At 55.4% G+C, this 23,514-nt stretch carries 23 protein-coding genes and 1 other annotated feature; of the genes, 13 read left to right on the top strand and 10 right to left on the bottom strand.

What is annotated here, in order from left to right; translation table 11 throughout:
* Position 1 precedes the first annotated feature (1 nt).
* Positions 2–532, bottom strand: coding sequence for a flavodoxin (locus EGY08_RS25650; protein ID WP_112167177.1), 531 nt, complete (start codon positions 530–532; stop codon positions 2–4).
* A gap of 321 nt (positions 533–853) precedes the next feature.
* Between EGY08_RS25650 and nifL the strand changes: the two genes are divergently transcribed.
* The 4 genes from nifL to EGY08_RS25630 all read left to right on the top strand — a co-directional run bounded on the left by nifL (position 854) and on the right by EGY08_RS25630 (position 5,986).
* A complete protein-coding gene (gene nifL / locus EGY08_RS25645; protein WP_123829122.1) occupies positions 854–2,341 on the top strand; it encodes a nitrogen fixation negative regulator NifL in 1,488 nt (495 codons plus the stop codon).
* Positions 2,338–3,912 carry a nif-specific transcriptional activator NifA gene (nifA, locus tag EGY08_RS25640; protein ID WP_004122422.1) on the top strand — a complete coding sequence of 525 codons (1,575 nt, stop codon included), beginning with the start codon at positions 2,338–2,340 and terminating at the stop codon, positions 3,910–3,912. The genes nifL and nifA overlap by 4 nt, the downstream gene beginning before the upstream one ends.
* Before the next feature lie 164 nt (positions 3,913–4,076).
* The gene (gene nifB / locus EGY08_RS25635; RefSeq protein ID WP_004122424.1) at positions 4,077–5,483 is read left to right on the top strand and encodes a nitrogenase cofactor biosynthesis protein NifB; all 1,407 of its coding nucleotides are present in this window, start codon (positions 4,077–4,079) and stop codon (positions 5,481–5,483) included.
* The gene (locus tag EGY08_RS25630) at positions 5,483–5,986 is read left to right on the top strand and encodes a nitrogen fixation protein NifQ (RefSeq protein WP_004122425.1); all 504 of its coding nucleotides are present in this window, start codon (positions 5,483–5,485) and stop codon (positions 5,984–5,986) included. The genes nifB and EGY08_RS25630 overlap by 1 nt, the downstream gene beginning before the upstream one ends.
* A 73-nt stretch (positions 5,987–6,059) precedes the next feature.
* Here the strand turns inward: EGY08_RS25630 and EGY08_RS25625 are convergent, their stop codons facing one another.
* From EGY08_RS25625 to EGY08_RS25610, 4 genes are all read right to left on the bottom strand, one after another.
* Positions 6,060–7,418: an APC family permease gene (locus EGY08_RS25625; protein ID WP_004122426.1), complete on the bottom strand. Its 1,359-nt coding sequence runs from the start codon at positions 7,416–7,418 to the stop codon at positions 6,060–6,062.
* A complete protein-coding gene (gene yoeI / locus EGY08_RS31455) occupies positions 7,408–7,470 on the bottom strand; it encodes a membrane protein YoeI (RefSeq protein WP_096335043.1) in 63 nt (20 codons plus the stop codon). Before yoeI ends, EGY08_RS25625 begins: the two co-directional genes overlap by 11 nt.
* 235 nt (positions 7,471–7,705) lie before the next feature.
* Complete coding sequence (locus EGY08_RS25615) at positions 7,706–8,596, bottom strand: LysR family transcriptional regulator (RefSeq protein ID WP_123829121.1); 891 nt, start codon at positions 8,594–8,596, stop codon at positions 7,706–7,708.
* Between the two features lie 37 nt (positions 8,597–8,633).
* Complete coding sequence (locus tag EGY08_RS25610; RefSeq protein ID WP_004122430.1) at positions 8,634–9,458, bottom strand: SDR family oxidoreductase; 825 nt, start codon at positions 9,456–9,458, stop codon at positions 8,634–8,636.
* 175 nt (positions 9,459–9,633) lie between these two features.
* Here EGY08_RS25610 and hisL point away from each other — a divergent pair, with 175 nt between their 5' ends.
* The 9 genes from hisL to hisIE all read left to right on the top strand — a co-directional run bounded on the left by hisL (position 9,634) and on the right by hisIE (position 16,873).
* Positions 9,634–9,684, top strand: a complete 51-nt coding sequence (gene hisL, locus EGY08_RS25605; protein WP_009654477.1) for a his operon leader peptide — start codon at positions 9,634–9,636, stop codon at positions 9,682–9,684.
* Positions 9,660–9,782: a sequence feature (His leader region), on the top strand. It overlaps the preceding gene by 25 nt.
* Positions 9,783–9,829: 47 nt before the next feature.
* Entirely contained in the window at positions 9,830–10,729 is a 900-nt protein-coding gene (gene hisG / locus EGY08_RS25600) for an ATP phosphoribosyltransferase (RefSeq protein ID WP_004122431.1), read from the top strand.
* A 39-nt stretch (positions 10,730–10,768) separates the two neighbouring features.
* Positions 10,769–12,073, top strand: coding sequence for a histidinol dehydrogenase (gene hisD / locus EGY08_RS25595; protein ID WP_004122432.1), 1,305 nt, complete (start codon positions 10,769–10,771; stop codon positions 12,071–12,073).
* Positions 12,070–13,131: a histidinol-phosphate transaminase gene (gene hisC, locus EGY08_RS25590; protein WP_004122434.1), complete on the top strand. Its 1,062-nt coding sequence runs from the start codon at positions 12,070–12,072 to the stop codon at positions 13,129–13,131. Before hisD ends, hisC begins: the two co-directional genes overlap by 4 nt.
* Positions 13,128–14,195: a bifunctional histidinol-phosphatase/imidazoleglycerol-phosphate dehydratase HisB gene (hisB, locus tag EGY08_RS25585; protein ID WP_004122437.1), complete on the top strand. Its 1,068-nt coding sequence runs from the start codon at positions 13,128–13,130 to the stop codon at positions 14,193–14,195. Before hisC ends, hisB begins: the two co-directional genes overlap by 4 nt.
* Positions 14,195–14,785 (top strand): imidazole glycerol phosphate synthase subunit HisH, encoded by a 591-nt coding sequence (gene hisH, locus EGY08_RS25580; RefSeq protein WP_004122439.1) that lies wholly within the window; start codon positions 14,195–14,197, stop codon positions 14,783–14,785. The genes hisB and hisH overlap by 1 nt, the downstream gene beginning before the upstream one ends.
* Positions 14,785–15,522, top strand: a complete 738-nt coding sequence (gene hisA, locus EGY08_RS25575) for a 1-(5-phosphoribosyl)-5-[(5-phosphoribosylamino)methylideneamino]imidazole-4-carboxamide isomerase (RefSeq protein ID WP_123829120.1) — start codon at positions 14,785–14,787, stop codon at positions 15,520–15,522. Before hisH ends, hisA begins: the two co-directional genes overlap by 1 nt.
* Positions 15,504–16,280 (top strand): imidazole glycerol phosphate synthase subunit HisF, encoded by a 777-nt coding sequence (gene hisF, locus EGY08_RS25570; RefSeq protein WP_004122444.1) that lies wholly within the window; start codon positions 15,504–15,506, stop codon positions 16,278–16,280. The genes hisA and hisF overlap by 19 nt, the downstream gene beginning before the upstream one ends.
* Positions 16,274–16,873 (top strand): bifunctional phosphoribosyl-AMP cyclohydrolase/phosphoribosyl-ATP diphosphatase HisIE, encoded by a 600-nt coding sequence (gene hisIE, locus EGY08_RS25565; RefSeq protein ID WP_004122447.1) that lies wholly within the window; start codon positions 16,274–16,276, stop codon positions 16,871–16,873. Before hisF ends, hisIE begins: the two co-directional genes overlap by 7 nt.
* 83 nt (positions 16,874–16,956) lie before the next feature.
* Here hisIE and EGY08_RS25560 read toward each other — a convergent pair whose 3' ends face one another.
* The 5 genes from EGY08_RS25560 to EGY08_RS25540 all read right to left on the bottom strand — a co-directional run bounded on the left by EGY08_RS25560 (position 16,957) and on the right by EGY08_RS25540 (position 23,509).
* Positions 16,957–18,276, bottom strand: a complete 1,320-nt coding sequence (locus EGY08_RS25560; RefSeq protein ID WP_123829119.1) for a glycosyltransferase family 2 protein — start codon at positions 18,274–18,276, stop codon at positions 16,957–16,959.
* A gap of 131 nt (positions 18,277–18,407) precedes the next feature.
* The gene (locus EGY08_RS25555; RefSeq protein ID WP_177447643.1) at positions 18,408–19,553 is read right to left on the bottom strand and encodes a glycosyltransferase family 4 protein; all 1,146 of its coding nucleotides are present in this window, start codon (positions 19,551–19,553) and stop codon (positions 18,408–18,410) included.
* Positions 19,554–20,447, bottom strand: coding sequence for a glycosyltransferase (locus EGY08_RS25550; RefSeq protein WP_123829117.1), 894 nt, complete (start codon positions 20,445–20,447; stop codon positions 19,554–19,556).
* Positions 20,444–21,598: a UDP-galactopyranose mutase gene (gene glf, locus EGY08_RS25545; protein ID WP_004122458.1), complete on the bottom strand. Its 1,155-nt coding sequence runs from the start codon at positions 21,596–21,598 to the stop codon at positions 20,444–20,446. The genes EGY08_RS25550 and glf overlap by 4 nt, the downstream gene beginning before the upstream one ends.
* Before the next feature lie 18 nt (positions 21,599–21,616).
* Complete coding sequence (locus EGY08_RS25540) at positions 21,617–23,509, bottom strand: DUF4422 domain-containing protein (protein ID WP_123829116.1); 1,893 nt, start codon at positions 23,507–23,509, stop codon at positions 21,617–21,619.
* Positions 23,510–23,514: the final 5 nt, after the last annotated feature.

Raw genomic sequence — 23,514 nt, 5'->3', positions numbered from 1 at the left:
CCTACAGCACGGTGCGTTTAATATCCTCAAGCCAGTTCGCCAGACGCGCTTCGGTCTGGTCGAACTGGTTATCCTGATCCAGCACCAGCCCAACAAAACGGTCGCCTTCCAGCGCCGAGGACGCGCTGAATTCATAACCCTCATTTGGCCAGCTGCCAATCATCTGCGCTCCCCGCGCGCTCAGGGCGTCGAACAGCGGGCGCATCCCGCTGACGAAGTTGTCCGGATAGCCTCTCTGATCGCCGAGGCCGAACAGCGCCACGGTTTTTCCTTTCAGGCTGGCGTCGTCGAGGCCGCTGATAAATTCGCTCCATGATTCGCTTTCGCATCCGGCCTCCAGCCCCGGCAGCTGGCCGTCGCCGAGCGTCGGCGTGCCCAGCAGCAGCACCGGATAGGCCATAAAGTCGTCCAGCGTCGTGCGGTTAATGTTGACCGGGGCATCAGCCAGCTCGCCCAGCTGCTTGTGGATCATTTTCGCGATTTTGCGGGTTTTACCGGTATCGGTGCCAAAGAAAATACCAATGTTCGCCATGTTGCGCTCCTGTCAGAAAAGGGGGTTGAAAACACGCGTTCTCACAGGGGTATTGCGAAGGCTGTGCCAGGTTTCTTTGCACTACCGCGGCCCATCCTTGCCCCAAAACGATCGCTTTAGCCCCCTCCCGCCGCACGCAGCGGGGCTGGCGGGGCGCTTGAAATGCAAAAAGCGCCTGCTTTTCCCCTACCGGATCAATGTTTCTGCTTATTACGCCGATAAGGGCGCACGGTTTGCATGGTTATCACCGTTCGGAAAACACCGCGGCGTCCCTGTCACGGTGTCGGACAAATTGTCATAACTGCGACACAGGAGTTTGCGATGACCCTGAATATGATGCTCGATAACGCCGTACCCGAGGCGATTGCCGGTGCGCTGACTCAACAACATCCGGGGCTGTTTTTTACAATGGTCGAACAGGCTTCGGTAGCGATTTCCCTCACCGATGCCCGGGCGAATATCATCTACGCCAACCCGGCGTTTTGCCGCCAGACTGGATACTCGCTGGCGCAATTGCTCAATCAAAATCCGCGTCTGCTGGCCAGCAGCCAGACGCCGCGCGAGATCTACCAGGAGATGTGGCAAACCCTGCTCCAGCGCCAGCCGTGGCGCGGTCAGCTGATTAATCAGCGCCGCGACGGCGGCCTGTATCTGGTGGATATCGATATCACGCCGGTGCTGAATCCGCAGGGCGAGCTGGAGCATTATCTGGCGATGCAGCGGGATATTAGCGTCAGCTATACCCTGGAACAGCGGCTGCGCAATCATATGACGCTAATGGAAGCGGTGCTCAATAACATCCCCGCCGCCGTGGTCGTGGTGGATGAGCAGGATCGGGTGGTGATGGATAATCTCGCCTACAAAACGTTCTGCGCGGACTGCGGTGGGAAAGAGCTGCTGGTCGAGCTCCAGGTTTCACCGCGCAAAATGGGGCCCGGCGCGGAGCAAATCCTGCCGGTGGTGGTTCGCGGCGCGGTCCGCTGGCTATCGGTGACCTGCTGGGCGCTGCCCGGCGTGAGTGAAGAAGCCAGCCGCTACTTCGTCGACAGCGCCCCGGCGCGCACGCTGGTGGTGATCGCCGACTGCACCCAGCAGCGCCAGCAGCAGGAACAGGGCCGGCTCGACCGTCTGAAACAGCAGATGACCGCCGGTAAGCTGTTGGCCGCGATTCGCGAGTCGCTGGACGCGGCGCTGATTCAGCTTAATTGCCCAATCAACATGCTGGCGGCGGCCCGCCGGCTGAACGGCGAAGGCAGCGGCAACGTGGCGCTGGATGCGGCGTGGCGCGAAGGTGAAGAGGCCATGGCGCGCCTGCAGCGCTGCCGTCCTTCGCTTGAGCTGGAAAGCAATGCCGTCTGGCCGCTTCAGCCCTTTTTTGACGACCTGTACGCCCTTTACCGCACCCGCTTTGACGATCGCGCGCGGCTGCAGGTGGACATGGCATCGCCGCATCTGGTCGGCTTCGGCCAGCGTACCCAACTGCTGGCCTGCTTGAGTTTATGGCTCGACCGGACGCTGGCCCTCGCCGCCGAGCTGCCCTCTGTACCGCTGGAGATCGAACTTTACGCCGAAGAGGACGAGGGTTGGCTCTCTTTTTATCTCAACGACAATGTCCCGCTGCTGCAGGTGCGCTACGCCCACTCCCCGGATGCCTTAAACTCTCCCGGCAAAGGGATGGAGCTGCGGCTGATCCAAACGCTGGTCGCCTACCACAGCGGCGCGATTGAACTGGCTTCGCGACCCCAGGGAGGCACCAGCCTGGTTCTGCGTTTCCCGCTGTTTAATACCCTGACCGGAGGTGAGCAATGATCCATAAATCCGATTCGGACACCACCGTCAGACGTTTCGATCTCTCCCAGCAGTTTACCGCCATGCAGCGGATAAGCGTGGTGCTGAGCCGCGCCACCGAAGCGAGCAAAACCCTGCAGGAGGTCCTGAGCGTGCTACATAACGATGCGTTTATGCAGCACGGGATGATTTGCCTGTACGACAGCCAGCAGGAGATCCTGAGCATCGAAGCGCTGCAGCAAACGGAAAACCAGACGCTGCCCGGCAGTACGCAAATTCGCTACCGGCCGGGGGAAGGATTAGTCGGTACCGTACTGGCGCAGGGCCAGTCGCTGGTGCTGCCACGCGTCGCCGACGACCAGCGTTTTCTCGATCGGCTGAGCCTGTACGACTATGACCTGCCGTTTATCGCCGTTCCGCTGATGGGCCCCCACTCCCGGCCCATCGGCGTACTGGCGGCGCAGCCGATGGCGCGTCAGGAAGAGCGGCTGCCCGCCTGCACGCGCTTTCTCGAAACCGTCGCCAATCTGATCGCCCAGACGATTCGCCTGATGATCCTGCCGACCTCCGCCGCGCAGCCGCCGCAGCAGAGCCCTAGAGTAGAGCGCCCGCGGGCGTGTACCTCTTCGCGCGGTTTCGGCCTGGAGAATATGGTCGGTAAAAGCCCGGCGATGCGGCAAATTATGGATATTATTCGTCAGGTTTCCCGCTGGGATACCACGGTGCTGGTACGCGGCGAGAGCGGCACCGGGAAAGAGCTCATCGCCAACGCCATCCACCATAATTCTCCGCGCGCCGCCGCGGCGTTCGTCAAATTTAACTGCGCGGCGCTGCCGGACAACCTGCTGGAGAGCGAGCTGTTTGGTCATGAGAAAGGCGCATTTACCGGCGCGGTGCGCCAGCGGAAAGGCCGCTTTGAGCTGGCGGACGGCGGCACATTATTCCTCGATGAGATCGGCGAAAGCAGCGCCTCGTTTCAGGCTAAGCTGCTGCGTATTCTGCAAGAGGGGGAGATGGAGCGCGTCGGCGGCGACGAAACCCTGCGCGTCAACGTGCGCATTATTGCGGCGACCAACCGCCATCTGGAAGAGGAAGTGCGGCTGGGTCATTTTCGCGAGGATCTATACTACCGCCTGAACGTAATGCCTATCGCGCTGCCGCCGCTGCGCGAACGCCAGGAGGATATCGCCGAGCTGGCGCACTTTCTGGTGCGAAAAATCGCCCACAGCCAGGGGCGAACGCTGCGCATCAGCGATGGGGCGATTCGCCTGCTGATGGAGTACAGCTGGCCGGGGAACGTGCGCGAACTGGAAAACTGTCTCGAACGTTCGGCGGTGCTGTCGGAAAGCGGCCTGATTGACCGGGACGTGATTCTGTTCAACCATCGCGATAACCCGCCGAAAGCGCTCGCCAGCAGCGGTCCGGCGGAGGACGGCTGGCTTGATAACAGCCTCGACGAGCGCCAGCGGCTGATTGCCGCCCTGGAAAAAGCGGGCTGGGTGCAGGCCAAAGCGGCGCGGCTGCTCGGCATGACCCCGCGCCAGGTGGCGTATCGCATTCAGATTATGGATATCACCATGCCGCGACTGTGAAGCCTTATGTGAGATTCAGGACATTGTCGCCAGCGCGGCGGAATTGCGACAATTCAGGGACGCGGGTTGCCGGTTAAAGAGTCTATTTTTCATGCGGTTGCGAAATTGACCTCTGGTACAGCATTTGCAGCAGGAAGGTATCGCCCAACCACGAAGGTACGACCATGACTTCCTGCTCCTCTTTTTCTGGCGGCAAAGCCTGCCGCCCGGCGGATGACAGCGCATTGACGCCGCTTGTGGCCGATAAAGCTGCCGCGCACCCCTGCTACTCTCGCAATGGGCATCACCGTTTCGCGCGGATGCATCTGCCCGTTGCGCCTGCCTGCAATTTGCAGTGCAACTACTGTAACCGCAAATTCGATTGCAGCAACGAGTCCCGCCCCGGGGTATCGTCAACGCTGCTGACGCCTGAACAGGCGGTCGTGAAAGTGCGTCAGGTCGCGCAGGCGATCCCGCAGCTTTCGGTGGTGGGCATCGCCGGGCCCGGCGATCCGCTCGCCAATATCGCCCGCACCTTTCGTACCCTGGAGCTGATCCGCGAACAGCTGCCGGACCTGAAATTATGCCTGTCGACCAACGGACTGATGCTGCCTGACGCGGTGGACCGCCTGCTGGATGTCGGCGTTGACCACGTCACGGTCACCATTAACACCCTCGACGCGGAGATTGCCGCGCAAATCTACGCCTGGCTATGGCTGGACGGCGAACGGTACAGCGGGCGCGAAGCGGGAGAGATCCTGATTGCCCGTCAGCTTGAGGGCGTACGCAGGCTGACCGCCAAAGGCGTGCTGGTGAAAATAAATTCAGTGCTGATCCCCGGCATCAACGATAGCGGCATGGCCGACGTGAGCCGCGCGCTGCGGGCCAGCGGCGCGTTTATCCATAATATTATGCCGCTGATCGCCAGGCCGGAGCACGGCACGGTATTTGGCCTCAACGGCCAGCCGGAGCCGGACGCCGAGACGCTCGCCGCCACCCGCAGCCGGTGCGGCGAAGTGATGCCGCAGATGACCCACTGCCACCAGTGTCGCGCCGACGCCATCGGGATGCTCGGCGAAGACCGCAGCCAGCAGTTTACCCAGCTGCCGGCGCCAGAGAGCCTCCCGGCCTGGCTGCCGATCCTCCACCAGCGCGCGCAGCTGCACGCCAGCATTGCGACCCGCGGCGAATCTGAAGCCGATGACGCCTGCCTGGTCGCCGTGGCGTCAAGCCGCGGGGACGTCATTGATTGTCACTTTGGCCACGCCGACCGGTTCTACATTTACAGCCTCTCGGCCGCCGGCATGGTGCTGGTCAACGAGCGCTTTACGCCCAAATATTGTCAGGGGCGCGATGACTGCGAGCCGCAGGATAACGCAGCCCGGTTTGCGGCGATCCTCGAACTGCTGGCGGACGTTAAAGCCGTATTCTGCGTACGTATCGGCCATACGCCGTGGCAACAGCTGGAACAGGAAGGCATTGAACCGTGCATTGACGGCGCGTGGCGGCCGGTCTCCGAAGTGCTGCCCGCGTGGTGGCAACAGCGTCGGGGGAGCTGGCCTGCCGCGTTACCGCATAAGGGGGTCGCCTGATGCCGCCGCTCGACTGGTTGAGGCGCTTATGGCTGCTGTATCACGCGGGTCAAGGCAGCTTTCCTCTGCGCATGGGTCTTAGCCCGCGCGACTGGCAGGCGCTGCGCCGGCGGTTGGGCGAGGCTGAGACGCCGCTCGACGGCGAGACGCTCACCCGCCGCCGCCTGATGGCGGAGCTCAACGCCACCCGCGAAGAGGAGCGCCAGCAGTTGGGCGCGTGGCTGGCGGGCTGGATGCAGCAGGATGCCGGGCCGATGGCGCAGATTATCGCCGAGGTTTCGCTGGCGTTTAACCATCTCTGGCAGGATCTTGGTCTGGCGTCGCGCGCCGAATTACGCCTGCTGATGAGCGACTGCTTTCCGCAGCTGGTGGTGATGAACGAACACAATATGCGCTGGAAAAAGTTCTTTTATCGTCAGCGCTGTTTGCTGCAGCAGGGAGAAGTTATCTGCCGTTCGCCAAGCTGCGACGAGTGCTGGGAACGCAGCGCCTGTTTTGAGTAGCCGTTTCCCGAAGGGAGACTGCAAACAAAAAAGCCGGAGGTTTCCCTCCGGCTTTTCACATCATCAAACGTGATTACGCGACGTCTTCGTACTGCGGTACCGGGTTGCGGAAGCTTTTAGTCACGCAGGCCAGGTAGACCAGACCAATACCGCCCCAGATCAGGCCGAGAACCATGGAGCTCTCTTCGAGGTTGATCCACAGTGCGCCGACGGTCAGCGCGCCGCACACCGGCAGAATCAGATAGTTGAAGTGGTCTTTCAGCGTTTTGTTGCGCTTTTCACGGATCCAGAACTGGGAGATCACCGACAGGTTAACGAAGGTGAACGCCACCAGCGCGCCGAAGTTAATCAACGCTGTCGCCGTGACGAGGTCGAATTTAATCGCCAGCAGCGCAATCGCGCCAACCAGCAGCACGTTCCACGCCGGAGTACGCCATTTCGGATGCACGTAGCCGAAGAAACGCGTCGGGAACACGCCGTCGCGGCCCATCACGTACATCAGACGGGAAACGCCCGCATGCGCGGCCATGCCGGATGCCAGCACGGTAACGCTGGAGAAAATCAGCACGCCCCACTGGAAGGTTTTGCCCGCTACGTACAGCATGATTTCAGGCTGCGAAGCGTCCGGATCTTTAAAGCGCGAGATGTCCGGGAAGTACAGCTGCAGGAAGTAGGAAGCGCCGATAAAGATCAGGCCGCCAATCAGCGCGGTCAGGAAGATAGCCTTCGGGATCACGCGCTCCGCGTCTTTGGTCTCTTCAGACAGCGAAGAGATGCCGTCGAAGCCGAGGAACGAGAAGCACAGGATGGTCGCGCCGGTAATCATCGGCACCACGTGCGCGCCTTCAGACCAGAACGGACGGGTGCTGGTCAGCGTGCCCGCGCCTTCGCCGTGCATAACGCCGTAGATAATCAGGCCAACAATCACCGCCACGATACCCATCTGCAGGATAACGATCAGGGTATTGAAGTTCGCCACGGTCTTGATGCTGCGCAGGTTGGAGATGGTCATAAAGGCCACCAGCGCGACAACGAAGATCCACGATGGAATAGAAGGCACCAGCGCTTCAAAGTAAATTTTGGCCAGCAGAATGTTGATCATCGGCATGAACAGGTAGTCCAGCAGCGATGACCAGCCCACCATAAAGCCAACGGCCGGGCTAATGGATTTCTGTGCGTAGGTATAAGCGGAACCCGCCGACGGGAAACGGCGAACCAGTTTACCGTAGCTCAGCGCCGTGAAAAGAATGGCGATCAGTGCGAAGGCGTAAGCCGTCGCAACGTGACCATCAGTCAATCCAGAGACGATACCAAACGTATCGAACAGCGTCATCGGCTGCATATAGGCCAGGCCCATCATGACAACCGGAATTAACGTAAGCGTTTTACGTAATTCCACGCGAGAGGTTTTTGGAGTAGCGTTATGCGACATAGTTATCCCCTTTTACGGTGAACGCCAGCGCGTAAGCAAAAAATTGCCCCATTTCTTTGTATTCCTCAGCGACAACCACTGTCGGTTTTTAGTAAATATCTATCCGGTACGAAGCCCGGCCTCTTGGTATTGAATGATGTGTCTTTCAACCAAAAAAATAACCGACACTTTAAAAAAGCGTCGGCCAGTTTCTGATTTTCAGGACGCGTATTTTGCAACAACTGCTGGCCCGATGACAAGATGTTACAAGGCTTAATAATCCCGGTGATTCTCTAACAGATTAATATTCATACGATTTTAGTATTATAGACCTGATGGATAGCACTATTTGCTAATATCTCCTTTCGCCACCACTCTCCCGCCTGCCCGCAAACGTCTTCATTCCAGCCTATCCATGCGCGATTGACCGGTTCGGGGACCGTCGTTTTTATTATGAGTAGCTCGCCGCGGGCAATTAATGCCTGCACCTGAAATAGCGGTAAATAACTCCAGCCCAGTCCGGCGCACAGCAGCATCAGTTGGGCGGGAAGATCGAATACCGTCAGGCTCTCCTGGCCTTCGGCCTGCGGCCACGCGCCGTCAGTGGTAATCGCCCGATGGCGGCGCAGCGTCCGCCATCCCAGCGGACCGGCAATCTGCGCAAGCGGATGCTGGGGCGCAACAACAAACGCCTGCGCCACCTCTCCCAGCAGAATCGAGGCGCAGCCGCTGAGCGCCGGCGGGTCGCCCAGTACGCCCAGCAGAAGATCCGCCCGCCCTTCCATCAGCATCTGCCAGTTTGCGCCTGGGGTATCGCGGCGGAATTCAAGGCGGGTGGCGTGATGCTGGCGATAAAACGCCGCGATCGACGGGGCCAGCAGCGGGAACGGAAAGGTGGCGTCGACGTTGAGTATCAGCGTATTTTCCCAGCCCTGATGCAGCCTGACGGCCTGCTTTTCCAGTTCGCGGGCGGTGTGCAGCACGTCGCGCCCCTTTTCCAGCAGCATCTGCCCGGTACGGGTAAAGCGCGCCCGGTGGCCGCTGCGGTCGAGAAGTTGAATATTGAGATCGCTTTCCAGCTTATGAATGGTATAGCTCAGCGCCGAGGGCGTTTTATAGAGCTTCGCCGAGGCGGCGGCAAAGCTGCCCTCTTTATCGAGGGCATCAAGGATGACGAGCACATCCAGCAGTGGTTTCATCGCTCCCCCTTACGGTACGCGATTCACCGCTGGCGCATTACTCCATCGGCATCACCAGCGGATCGGGGTACTGATACTCAAACCCCAGTTCGTTGCAAATACGGCTGCCATCCACGATCTTGCCGCTACCGTTCTCCGGGTTATCAGAGAATACGGGGACGGGAAGCCCAAGCTCGCGGGCCATCTGCGGATAAAAGACGCCGCGCGCGGGATGCTTAGGCGCACATATATTATAGATGCGCCCGCCTTTCGGAGCCTGCAATAACAGTTCGATCGCGGCGATCACATCCTGGAGATGCACCAGGTTGACGCCGTGCTGGCCGTCCGGCGCGGATTTCCCGGCAAAGAAGCGCCCCGGATGACGGGACGGCCCCACCAGCCCGGCGAGGCGCAGAATGTCCACCGAGGTGCCTGGAAGGTTATGCAGCCAGTCCTCCAGCTCTTTCAGCACCCGTCCGCTGGCGGTTTGCGGATTAAGGGGGGAGTTCTCTTTCAACGTGCCGCTGGCGTTGCCGTAAACCGACGTTGAGCTGGTGAATATGATGCGCGGCACGTGATGCGCCAGCGCGGTATCAACGATTTCCTGTACCGCCTGAAGGTAAAACTCCTCTCCGGGACCGGTCCGCCGCGCCGGTAAAGTAATCACCAGCGCGTCGACGTTCATTAAGGCATCCAGATCCTCGGTGTCGCAGACCAGCTGCGGCTCCAGTCGCAGCGGATAGCTGTCGATGCCGCACATCCGCGCCGCCTCCACGCCATCCTGCGTGGTCTTACTGCCGGTCACCTGCCATCCCCGCGACATCAACGACAGCGCAAGCGGCATACCCAGCCATCCTAAACCTACAATCGCGACCTTTTTCATCCCCTTGCTCCTGACTTTTCGCTGTGCTGACTTAAGGCTACGCCAGCTGGCGGCAACTGACAATTTCTTCGGTCAATATGAAATGAATTAATGATAGAAAAAAGCCCTTGCTTTATGCGAGTAAAGTGGTTTAGGTTAAAAGGCATCAAATGCATAGTCATTCACAGAGAATTTTATGAACAGCGTTCAATTTAAAAACCACCATCATCACCATCATCCTGACTAGTCTTTCAGGCGATGTGTGCTGGAAGACGTTTGGATCTTCCAGTGGTGCATGAACGCAAAGAGAGCCCCCGGAAGATTCGCTTCCGGGGGCTTTTTTTTGGACCGAATTCGGACAGATTCAGACAGGGTTACAGAGGAAAATAAGAATGTTAGACAACAGCCGTTTACGCATAGCTATTCAGAAATCAGGGCGTTTAAGCGAAGATTCACGCGAATTACTCAGCCGCTGCGGCATCAAAGTGAATCTCCACACCCAGCGCCTGATCGCGCTGGCGGAAAATATGCCCATCGATATTCTGCGCGTGCGTGATGACGATATTCCGGGCCTTATCATGGACGGCGTGGTCGATTTGGGGATTATCGGCGAAAACGTGCTGGAGGAAGAGCTGCTGAGCCGCCGCGCTCAGGGCGAAGACCCGCGCTACTTCACCCTGCGTCGTCTCGACTTCGGCGGCTGCCGCCTGTCGCTGGCGACCCCGGCGGATGAACCCTGGGACGGCCCGGCGGCACTGGACGGCAAACGCATCGCCACCTCCTACCCGCATCTGCTGAAGCGCTACCTTGACCAGAAAGGCATCTCGTTCAAATCCTGCCTGCTGAACGGCTCGGTTGAAGTGGCCCCGCGCGCCGGTCTGGCCGACGCGATTTGCGACCTGGTCTCAACCGGGGCGACTCTGGAAGCGAACGGCCTGCGCGAAGTGGAAGTAATGTTCCGCTCCAAAGCCTGCCTGATCCAGCGCGACGGCGAGATGGCCGATAGCAAACAGCAGCTGATCGACCGCCTGCTGACCCGTATTCAGGGGGTGATTCAGGCCCGCGAATCAAAATACATCATGATGCACGCGCCGACCGAACGCCTGGAAGAAGTGATCGCCCTGCTGCCCGGCGCCGAGCGCCCGACCATTCTGCCGCTGGCCGGCGACAAGCAGCGCGTGGCAATGCACATGGTGAGCAGCGAAACCCTGTTCTGGGAAACCATGGAAAAACTGAAAGCGCTGGGCGCCAGCTCCATTCTGGTCCTGCCGATTGAGAAGATGATGGAGTAATCCGGCGGGTCGGTCACGGGATAAACAGGGGAATCAACCATGAGCTTCAACACAATTATCGACTGGAACGGCTGTAGCGCTGAACAACAGCAACAACTCTTAATGCGCCCGGCCATTTCCGCCTCCGAGAGCATCAGCAAGACGGTTTCGGAGATCCTCAATAACGTCAAAGACAATGGCGATGCGGCTCTGCGTGAATATAGCGCGAAGTTCGACAAAACCGACGTCAAGGCGTTGAAGGTCAGCGACGAAGAGATTGCCGCCGCCGGCGCGCGCCTGAGCGACGAGCTCAAGCAGGCGATGGCCGTAGCGGTCAAAAATATCGAAACCTTCCACAACGCGCAGCAGCTGCAGGCCGTGGATGTTGAAACCCTGCCGGGCGTGCGCTGCCAGCAGGTGACCCGCCCTATCGCCTCCGTCGGCTTATATATTCCCGGCGGCTCGGCGCCGCTGTTCTCAACGGTGCTGATGCTCGCAACGCCAGCACGCATCGCCGGCTGCCAGCAGGTGGTGCTGTGCTCGCCGCCGCCGATTGCTGATGAAATCCTCTATGCCGCCCAGCTGTGCGGCGTGCGCAATATCTTTAACGTCGGCGGCGCGCAGGCGATTGCCGCCCTGGCGTTCGGCACCGAATCGGTGGCGAAGGTCGATAAAATCTTTGGCCCGGGCAACGCCTTCGTGACCGAAGCCAAGCGCCAGGTGAGCCAACGTCTTGACGGTGCGGCTATCGATATGCCCGCCGGACCGTCGGAAGTGCTGGTGATCGCCGACAGCGGCGCCACCCCGGATTTCGTCGCGTCCGACCTGCTTTCCCAGGCCGAGCACGGCCCGGATTCGCAGGTGATCCTGCTGACGCCGGATAGCGATATGGCCACCCGCGTCGCGCAAGCCGTTGAGCGCCAGCTGGCCGCGCTGTCCCGGGCGGAAACCGCCCGCGGGGCGCTCTCCGCCAGCCGCATCATCGTGGCGCGCGATATCGCCCAGTGCGTGGCGATTTCCAACCAGTACGGCCCGGAGCACCTGATTATTCAGACCCGTAACGCCCGCGAGCTGGTAGACGGTATCACCAGCGCCGGTTCGGTATTCCTCGGCGACTGGTCGCCGGAATCCGCCGGCGATTACGCCTCCGGCACCAACCACGTGCTGCCGACCTACGGCTACACCGCGACCTGCTCCAGCCTCGGCCTGGCGGATTTCCAGAAACGTATGACCGTGCAGGAGCTGTCGCGTGACGGGTTTGCCGCCCTCGCATCAACGATTGAAATTCTGGCCGCCGCCGAGCGCCTGGACGCCCACAAAAACGCCGTTACGCTGCGCGTTGCAGCCCTTAAGGAGCAAGCATGAGCATTGAAGATTTAGCCCGCGCCAACGTCCGCGCGCTGACGCCGTATCAATCAGCTCGCCGTTTGGGGGGTAAAGGCGACGTCTGGCTGAACGCCAACGAATTCCCTACCGCGGTAGAGTTCCAACTGACCGAGCAGACGATGAACCGTTACCCGGAACCGCAGCCGAAAGCGGTCATTGAACGCTACGCACAGTATGCGGGCGTCAAGCCGGAGCAGGTGCTGGTCAGTCGCGGCGCCGACGAAGGCATTGAACTGCTGATCCGCGCGTTCTGCGAGCCGGGCCAGGACGCGGTGCTCTATTGCCCACCGACCTACGGCATGTACAGCGTCAGCGCCGAAACTATCGGCGTGACCTGCCGTACGGTGCCGACGCTCGCCGACTGGCAGTTAGATCTGCCGGGCATCGCGGCTAATCTCGACGGCGTGAAAGTGGTTTTCGTCTGCAGCCCGAATAACCCGACCGGGCAGATTATCAACCCGAAAGATTTTCGCACCCTGCTGGAGATGACGCGCGGTAAAGCCATCGTGGTCGCGGATGAAGCCTATATCGAATTCTGCCCGCAGGCCACGCTGGCGGCCTGGCTGAACGAGTATCCGCACCTGGTGATTCTGCGTACCCTCTCCAAGGCCTTCGCCCTGGCCGGACTGCGCTGCGGTTTTACCCTCGCCAACGCCGAGGTGATTAACGTGCTGATGAAGGTTATCGCGCCTTATCCGCTCTCCACGCCGGTGGCCGATATCGCCGCCCAGGCGCTCAGCGCGGAAGGCCTTGCCGCCATGCGGGCGCGCGTGGCGCAGATCCTCGCCGAACGCGATTATCTGGTGAGCCAGCTGCGCGGCATCGCCTGCGTTGAAGAGGTGTTCGACTCCGAGAGCAACTACGTTCTGGCGCGGATCACCGCCTCCAGCGCGGTGTTTAAATCTTTGTGGGATCAGGGCATTATCTTACGTGACCAGAATAAACAACCTTCATTAAGCGGCTGTTTGCGTATCACTATCGGTACCCGTGCAGAGAGCCAGCGCGTCATTGACGCTTTGACTGCGGAGAATGTATGACCCAGAAGTTTCTCTTTATTGACCGTGACGGTACGCTGATTTCCGAGCCACCGGTTGATTTTCAGGTAGATCGCTTCGATAAGCTGGCCTTTGAGCCGCAGGTGATCCCGGCCCTGCTCAAGCTGCAGCAGGAAGGGTACAAGCTGGTGATGATCACCAACCAGGATGGGTTGGGAACCGCCAGCCTGCCGCAGGACGAGTTCGACGGCCCGCACAACCTGATGATGCAAATATTCGCCTCCCAGGGCGTCAACTTTGACGAAGTGCTGATTTGCCCGCATCTCCCGGCGGATAACTGCGACTGCCGCAAGCCGAAAACCAGACTGGTGCTGCCGTGGCTGGAACAAGGGGTGATGGACACAGCCCACAGCTACGTGATTGGCGACCGTGCGACCGACATTCAGCTGGCGGATAACATGGGCATTACCGGCCTGCGCTATGACCGCGAAAAGCTGGACTGGCCGACCATTTGCGAACAGCTAACCCGCCGCGACCGCTACGCCCACGTTGAGCGCATCACCAAAGAGACCCAGGTGGATGTGAAAGTGTGGCTGGACCGCGAAGGCGGCAGCAAAATCTCCACCGGCGTCGGCTTCTTCGATCATATGCTGGACCAAATCGCTACCCACGGCGGCTTCCGCCTGGAGGTTAACGTTGGTGGCGATCTGTATATCGACGATCACCACACCGTGGAAGATACCGGGCTGGCGCTCGGCGAAGCGCTGAAGCTGGCGCTCGGCGATAAGCGCGGCATTGGCCGTTTCGGCTTTGTGCTGCCGATGGACGAATGTTTGGCCCGCTGCGCGCTGGATATCTCCGGCCGCCCGCACCTCGAATATAAAGCCGACTTTACCTATCAGCGCGTTGGCGATCTGAGCACCGAAATGGTGGAACACTTCTTCCGCTCGCTCTCCTATACCATGGCGGTCACTCTGCACCTGAAAACCAAGGGCAAAAACGACCACCACCGCGTAGAGAGCCTGTTTAAGGCCTTCGGCCGCACGCTACGCCAGGCGATTCGCGTCCAGGGCGACACGCTGCCGTCTTCGAAAGGGGTACTCTGATGAACGTGGTGATCCTCGATACCGGCTGCGCCAACCTCAATTCGGTGAAATCCGCAGTGAGCCGCCACGGCTATGAGCCGCAGGTCAGCCGCGACCCGGATGTGGTGCTGCGCGCCGATAAGCTGTTTCTGCCGGGGGTGGGGACGGCGCAGGCGGCGATGGACCAGCTGCGCGAGCGCGAGTTAATCGAACTGATTAAAGCCTGTACCCAGCCGGTGCTGGGCATTTGCCTCGGCATGCAGCTGTTGGGAAAACGCAGCGAAGAGAACAACGGCGTCGACCTGCTGGGCATTATCGAGCAGGACGTGCCGAAAATGACCGACCACGGCCTGCCGCTGCCGCATATGGGCTGGAACCAGGTGTATGCCAAAGCGGGCGATCGTCTGTTTCGCGGCATTGAAGACGGGGCGTATTTTTACTTCGTCCACAGCTACGCGATGCCGGTCAACGTCAATACCATCGCCCAGTGCAGCTACGGCGAGGCCTTCACCGCGGCGGTGCAGAAAGATAACTTTTTTGGCGTCCAGTTCCACCCTGAACGCTCCGGCAGCGCCGGGGCGCAGCTGCTGAAAAACTTCCTGGAGATGTGATGATCATTCCTGCTTTAGATTTAATTGACGGTACGGTCGTCCGTCTCCATCAGGGCGATTACGGCCAGCAGCGCGACTACGGCAACGACCCGCTGCCGCGCCTGCAATCCTATGCCGCCCAAGGGGCCGAAGTGCTGCACCTGGTCGACCTGACCGGGGCGAAAGATCCGGCTAAGCGTCAAATCCCGCTGCTAAAAACCCTGGTTGCCGGCGTCAATGTGCCGGTACAGGTTGGCGGCGGCGTGCGGACGGAAGAAGACGTGGCCGCCCTGCTTGAAGCGGGCGTGGCGCGCGTGGTGGTGGGTTCGACGGCGGTGAAGTCGCCGGAAGTGGTGAAAGGCTGGTTTACACGTTTTGGCCCGCAGCATCTGGTGCTGGCGCTTGACGTACGGATCGACGCGGAAGGCCGCAAGCAGGTGGCGGTCAGCGGCTGGCAGGAGAACTCCGGCGTAACCCTGGAAGAACTGGTGGAGAGCTATCAGTCCGTCGGCCTGCAGCACGTGCTGTGTACCGATATTTCCCGCGACGGGACGCTGGCCGGGTCTAACGTCTCACTGTATGAAGAAGTCTGCGCCCGCTATCCGCAGGTCGCGTTTCAGTCCTCCGGCGGCATTGGCGATCTGCATGATATCGCCGCGCTGTGCGGAACCGGAGTGCGCGGGGTAATTGTCGGCCGGGCGCTGCTGGAAGGTAAATTCAACGTAACGGAGGCCATTCAATGCTGGCAAAACGGATAATCCCCTGTCTTGACGTTCGCGACGGCCAGGTAGTGAAAGGCGTGCAGTTCCGTAATCACGAAATCATCGGCGATATCGTCCCGCTGGCTAAACGCTATGCCGACGAAGGCGCGGATGAGCTGGTGTTCTACGATATCACCGCCTCCAGCGACGGCCGCGTGGTGGATAAAAGCTGGGTGTCGCGGGTCGCGGAAGTGATCGACATTCCATTCTGCGTCGCCGGCGGTATTAAGTCGCTGGACGATGCGGCGCAAATCCTCTCCTTCGGCGCGGATAAAATCTCCATCAACTCCCCTGCCCTCGCGGATCCCACGCTGATTACCCGCCTGGCCGATCGGTTCGGCGTGCAGTGTATTGTGGTGGGTATTGATACCTGGTTTGACGCCGCGAGCGGCAAGTATCACGTCAACCAGTATACCGGCGATGAAAGTCGGACGCGGGTGACGCAGTGGGAAACCCTGGACTGGGTGCAGGAAGTGCAAAAGCGCGGAGCCGGCGAGATCGTCCTCAATATGATGAATCAGGATGGCGTGCGTAACGGCTACGATCTGGAGCAGTTAAGCAAGGTGCGCGCCGTGTGCCGCGTGCCGCTGATTGCATCCGGCGGCGCGGGCACCATGGAACACTTCCTGGAAGCCTTCCGCGACGCTAACGTCGACGGCGCGCTGGCCGCCTCGGTGTTCCACAAGCAAATTATCAACATTGGTGAACTGAAAACGTACCTGGCAGCACAGGGCGTGGAGATTAGGGTATGTTAAGTGAACAGCTGGATTGGCAAAAAACCGACGGTCTGATGCCGGTCATCGTGCAGCACGCCGTTTCTGGTGAAGTGCTGATGCTGGGCTATATGAATCAGGATGCGCTGGCGAAAACCGAAGAAACCGGCAAAGTGACCTTTTATTCGCGGACCAAACAGCGTCTGTGGACCAAGGGGGAAACGTCAGGCAATTTCCTTAACGTGGTGAGCATCACCCCGGATTGCGATAACGATACCCTGCTGGCGCTGGTCAATCCGATTGGCCCAACCTGCCATAAAGGCACCTCAAGCTGTTTTGGCGAAACCGGCCATCAGTGGCTGTTCTTATATCAGCTGGAGCAGCTGCTGGCGGAACGTAAGCACGCCGACCCGGAGAGTTCGTATACCGCGAAGCTTTACGCCAGCGGAACCAAGCGTATTGCGCAGAAGGTGGGAGAAGAAGGCGTGGAGACCGCGCTGGCCGCAACGGTGCATGACCAGTTCGAGCTGAAGAATGAGGCGTCGGATTTGATGTATCACCTGCTGGTGCTGCTGCAGGATCAGGGGCTGAATTTGACGGATGTGGTGGAAAACCTGCGGAGCAGGCATAAGTAAGTCATCAAAGGGAGGCGGCATAACGCCTCCCTTGCAATATAACCCTCGCCAGCGCGCTGGTTGATATCACCTGTTTATCGTCGTCATGACTTTTTTCGTGCGGTTATCGCTTTGACTATCCTAAATGGTTTCGTCATTTTCCATGACAAAGATGAAACCAAATCGGTATAGCGCTGAGTCAGCTCCTGGTACGCATTTTCGATGCTGAGCAATTTCTGTTGTTGAGTTTGATACTCGCCCTCTATACGCGTATTCCGCTGTTCGAGCTCGTGGATAATCGTGGTTTTATCGTTAACCTGCGTCTTCAGGACATCAATTTCACTTCGCTGAGATACAGTCGACTGTTTAAGCGAAGTGATTTCTTCCTGCAGCGTTGAATTCAACATATGTGCATGTTCAAGCTCGCGCAACACTCTGTCTTTCAGAGAAAAAATATACTCTTCCGCTGACTGATTAACGATCCGGCCATGCGCAGCTTTGATAAAGTCATCATAAAAGTCATCACGATTGATTTCTAAAGATAAGATGAACGACTTCACATCGTTGAAGAGCAGGTTAAAGGAAGGGCCCGAGATCGTATTTAAGTTCCACTCCAGAAAAACAACGGCGTAATTATTAAAATCCCGACTTCTGGACGCCAGTAAATCATGCGCTTTCATAAACGAACGTAGCGAAGTCAATGCCTCCAGCGCGCAGTGCCATGAGGTTGCCCTGGTGGAAGAAAGCGACTTCGCGCGGTTGATCGTATGAGAGATTAAGATCTCATCCACCAGCGAGATGCGGTTTGCCAACAGCATGAAACTACTCACAAAGTACAGGTCGTTTGTAGTTCTCAGCGGTTGAAACTCCAGACCCAATGCCAGAATAGCTTCGCGTCTGAAGAGCTTATCCCACGGCCACCATATAAAGGCGCGGAAAAAATCGTCAGCAATTTCCTGTGAAGAGAAGACCTCTTTTTCAGGTAGTAAATCCTCACGCGCGGACATAGGCATGGGAGAATGAGTATTGGTTTGCAGATCGATTGACTGGCATCGGCAGATAACAACATCCGTTTGCAGGGCCGTAGCCCGGTCGGACATTCTCTTTAACATCTCTTTATCGGCATAATCATCATCATCGAGGAAAATGATGTATTCGCCGGTCGCTATACGTAAGCCGATATTTCGTGATTCACCCCCGCCGACGTTGCTGGGGTTGGTTATAATCCGGACTCGTGAGTCCTCATCGGCTATTGTAGCGACAATGCCCAGAGTATTATCGGTTGAGTTATCGTTAACAATGATAATCTCAATGTCTTTTAAAGACTGGGCTAATACCGTATTAAGCGTTTCGGAAATATACTCCGCGGCATTATGAACGGGGATGATAACGGAAACAACAACGTTACTTGATTCATCAGACATTCAATCACCTTCAAAATAAGAGGCACGCAATCATTAAACGTAAATAATGCGTTTGCAGAGCAGTTACATTGAATAAATGTAACGCTTCGGAGGTGTTTGATTTACATGAAGCTGTAATCTCTTGCGCTATATCATCCCTGAACCACATCATGATAAGTCTTGAGAGTCTTACTAATGATCATACCGCTAGAAAACTTATCCTGAACGCGTTGCCGTCCTTTGATACCCATCTCAACCCGTGCTTTGGGGTTGGCTAATAAGAATTCAAGCTTATCCGCCAGCTCCTGCGGAGAGTTGCTTTTCACGATAATGCCGTTATCGTTATTAATGATCAGGCTATCGCAGCCGCCAACATCGTAGGCAATGCAGGCCCGGCCAACCGAGGAAGCCTCAAGCAAAATACGCGGGACGCCTTCGGAATAGATCGAAGGCAGGGCCACGATGTTCGATTCCTCGATCAAGTCGCAGACGTTAGAACTGTGACCTAACCAGTTAATCAGCCCTTCTTTATGCCATTGCTGAATGACGGCAAGGGAAATGGCATCCTTATCGTTTTCAACAAGTATTCCAGCAACGTTTAGCGTAAAATGAATATTTCTGGATTCGAGAATTTTCTTGGCTTCGATTAAATCCCCGAGCCCCTTGCTCCACAGCATTCTGCTGGCAAACAGCACGACCGGAACATCACGTTCCTGCTCCAGTGAATATTTATAGATATCCGGGTTGATACCTGCGCCATCGATGACAATAGTCTGCTGGTAGTCAATGCCAACAAAACCCGCGAGTTTTTTACGATCTTTATCATGCTCGAACATAAATATACTGCGCTTATTACTGGCAATATACTTATATGCCATGATAGTGATATTGCGCAATAGCTTAAGCAAGCCCGTATCACAAGAAAATACACGCCCGAGGCCGACAAAACTCACGATGACCGGGCGATTATTTGCCCTCGAAAGAAGCCCACCGATCAGACATGGCTTAATTGTAATACAGTGTAAAAGGTCGGGATTAATCTCTTTGATGATCCTGCGGGACGCAAAAAAGGCCCGAAAGAAAGTTAATGCATTAAATGATTGAGCATCAAGTGGAACGTTATGACACTTAAAACCAAATGTTTTAAATTTATTCAGCACTTTACTATCGACAAAATGACTGATGATGTGAATCTCATAACCAGCATCTCGGGCGGCGATTGCACGATCTATCCAGTGCAAATCAAAATACCAATCCGAATTTATGAAATAACACAGTTTTTTCATTGCTATATCCACTTAATGGTTCTTACCGCTGATTCCTTTTACACCATGGATAATTCCACGACGCAAGTATTTAAAATATAACAATTTATTGCGTTGCCATGGCAATATTGATACATATTTAATCAACCGCAAAAGGATTGAGAGACGGCTAAAAATGGCAACTCGCGGGAAAATTTTCTTCGCCAGAATAAGATTTCGACAAAGGTAATAAACTTTCCATTCGGGAAAGATAGACTTCCCCTGGATACTCACATCGTGCGAGAAGACAACCTCAGGCGAATAACGAATATCTTCGCCATCGAGTGTTAACTGATAGCCAAAGTAAAGATCGTCAAAATATAAAAATAACTCATCGTGAATATTGTGTATATTCTTTCGCAGCAAATCTCGCTGAATAATCATCCCGACAAAGGATACCGTTTGCACCGCGGTCGAACGGGAAAGAGACGGTAGAAACTCAGCCGGATTTTTGATGTAGCGTAATGTGTCGATAAACGATGACGGTACTTTAGCAAAAGGGATGTTCATCGAACAAGGTTGCCCCCGAAGATCTTTTACCAAAGCGGTGAACACCCGACAATTAGCTTTATCCAGCTGGGTAAATTTTTCCAGCGCATCGCTCTCGGGCCAGGCGTCATCATCGTAAAAGAAAACCCAGTCGGTATCGACATTGTCGCATAAATATTGACTTCCGGCCTTAAAGCCCCCCGCTCCACCGGTATTAGAAGGCAGATTGAGGACAATTACCCGAGGGTCGCTAAGGGTGGCTAACCACTCCAGGGTCCCATCCGTGGACCCGTTATTGACAACCATTATCGCTGTAAAATTTAATTTCACAGTGTTGGCAATAGATACTTTTAACTTCTCTAAGCGATTATAAGTGACTATTAATGCAGAGCAATTCATCGCACAGAAACCGTGAATACTGGCATAGCTTCATGATTATCAAGGGAAGATAAGTACTTCTCGGCAGTATTTAATGCTTCTGCGATAGTCACATCCATATCCAGGTATCGATAGGTTCCAAGACGGCCAACAAAAGTAATGTTCTTTTCACTTTCCGCAAGGGACAAATACTTATCGAGTAAAGCCATCTCCCCCATCTGACGAATCGGATAATAAGGAATATCTTTTTCTCCACACTCGCGGCTGTATTCCTTATAGCATACCGACCCTTCATGGGTTTCCCAGGGCGAAAAGTACTTATGTTCAGTGATACGGGTGTAAGGAACATCCAGTGAGCAGTAGTTCATCACCGCGCAGCCCTGATAATCGCCCTGCCAGGTGAATTTTTCAAAATCCAAAGTACGATAGCCCAGGCGGCCATATTGATAGGAATAGAAGGCATCCAGCGGCCCGCTATAGAACACATGATCGTACTTTTCTCTCTCTTCAGCGTTAAACGATTGCTGAAGTTCGATAGTGATATTTTCATGATTGGCAATTGACTCAATCATTTTCGTATAACCCAGTTTCGGCATGCCCTGAAATCTGTGGTTAAAGTAATTATCATCGTAGTTAAAACGAACCGGCAGACGCTTAAGAATCGACGCAGGAAGCTGTGATGGCTCCATCCCCCACTGCTTGATGGTGTAGCCTTTGAAGAACGCCTCATAGAGCTCTTTGCCGATAAAACGCAGAGCCTGTTCTTCAAAGGTCTTCGGTTCCTGGATCGAACTGTCCCCTTTTTCTGCAATAAGCGCCCGGGCCTCATCTGGCGAACAGGTTTTGGCAAAAAACTGGTTAATGGTATGCAGGTTGATCGGCAGAGAGAACACTTGCCCATTAACGGTTGCTTTGACGCGGTTCACATACGGCATCATTTCAGCGTGCTGAGTCACATAGTTCCACACTGTTTCATTATCGGTATGAAAGATATGCGGACCATAGACGTGGACCATAACGTCAGTTTGCGGATCCCGTGCGTCGTAGGAGTTACCGCCAATGTGGTCCCGCTGATCGATAATTCTGATACGATGACCTTGCTCAGCAAGCTGGCGTGCGATAACCGCACCAGAAAAACCAGCGCCGACAATTAAAATATTTTTACTGTTCATAATATTATTCCAGCAGCCTTAACCAAGAATTGAGCGTCTAACTTTATAGTAGTATTTTGTTATCGTATTTCGCCTCGGTGAACCGACAGGAGCATATTTATTAAGGAAAGGCATCAACGCTTTTTTTATCCTGGTCTGAAGCAGAACAGGCGTTTGCCCTGCAGTATGAGCAGGATTTGATGAATTAATCAGGGATAGCTGACGGAAATAGGCTTCTTTTTCCCATGGCGTATTGATGACGTTTTCCAGGAAATCGTCATAAAAGTCAACCTTGTCCGTGTTCCACGGTTTATTCTCCCCGGCATAGTGAATCATATTCGGGTTCATTCTGGCTTCTAAAAAGCGCATGTATGTTGCGAACTGGAGATTGGGGAAAAAGTCATCGGTATTGCCATTACCATGATAGACATTCCACTCCAGCGGTAAAAACTCAACCCGGCCATAGAAAACTTTGTTCATGATGTCCTGATCAAGGAACCAGTACTTTTTCTCTTTAAGGGTTTTAATCAGCTCGGAGAAGGTATCTTCCTGCACCATTTGCGCGACGTTGAAAACGATAATCCCCGCCTGGAAATACTCATCAGGATTGGTCATTTTAAGCGTTTTTTGCAGATACTCGCCGGCCGGCATTACGCCATCAGCAGACTCCGACATCGCGCCAAACTTGACGAAGCCTTCCATCACGATATCTTTAACGGCGGCAACAAGGTTAGTGCCAAGTTCGACATTAAGCAAAGCCGCCAGATCGGCCTTCACCACAGTATCGGAATCGATAAAAATAACCTTCTCATATTCACGGAAAAGCTGCGGAATGAACAAGCGAGCATAGGTTGATGCGCTAAAGTGCGCTCGGGTATGTACACCATTCAATTCGGTAAAGGCATTCACATCAAAAAATCGAAGTGAAAAGTTTGCATGGGCTGAGACCAGCTTGGTTAAGCGCTGCTTGTTAAGATTGCTAACCTTGTTTTCCAGCACAACGATATCGTAATGGGTATTTTTATCAGAATGGCGAACGATAGAGTTGATTAAAGCCCCGCCGCTGATGGCGTAGTTATCATCAAAACTGATGACTATTGGCGCAGCGTCTGAAAAGACCGGCATCAGCTTGCCGTTGAAGGTCTCATTCATCACGAAAGTGCGCTGTAGCTCCTTAACTTTCAGGGCACGGTCTTGCTGCTGTTTAATAATGTAAATATTAAACAGACGCTCTGCGATATGGCCGATAACACGCTTTTCCTGAGCGTTATAATTATTCATCGAGATGCGACTTTCAAGATGAGTCAAAATCGCGAACAGCCATTCAGAATAATCCACGAACATATCTTTGTGCATCACAAACATGTTCGTATAATAGCCATCTGTTGCATTGTTAAACTGCTGAATAGCCGCTTTATAATCCGGATAAAGCTCTTCGACAACGTCCAGGGCAGTCAGATAATCCTTGATGTGTAAAAACTCACCTTTCTCATAATGATCGAGGTTGTTTTTACTGCCAGCAGAGTTTACTGACCACTTCTTCGGTAACAGCAGGTCAAAACCTGAAAGACAATCTTGTATTGCCGTGTCGGTTAAACCAAACTGGTTTTCATACTCTGTATCGATAACCGGAGAATTCACTACGCCCCAGTTATCTTCCGCAAAGCTCTGCTGTGAGGAAAAATTGAGGTGCCGGCGATAATGCATAAAACCGACATAATCAGAAAGAGTCTCATTTTTCCAAACCCAATAATGTGCTGTTAACTCACAGTAGAAAGGGTTTTTAAACGAAATATTATCTCCCGTATCATCGCCAATACAGCCGATATCATTATAGGAGTTGGCTTTACCTACATGCAATGGTTTGATAATAGATGCATTAAGGAATGCGCTCGGCTTATGATGACAGGTATAGATCTTAATACTATTCATTTAAT

This window comes from Klebsiella sp. FDAARGOS_511, from assembly GCF_003812845.1.
Classification (GTDB): domain Bacteria; phylum Pseudomonadota; class Gammaproteobacteria; order Enterobacterales; family Enterobacteriaceae; genus Klebsiella; species Klebsiella grimontii.
The sequence above is the reverse complement of the archived record's forward strand: the minus strand, read 5'-3'. Positions and strand labels throughout refer to the sequence as shown.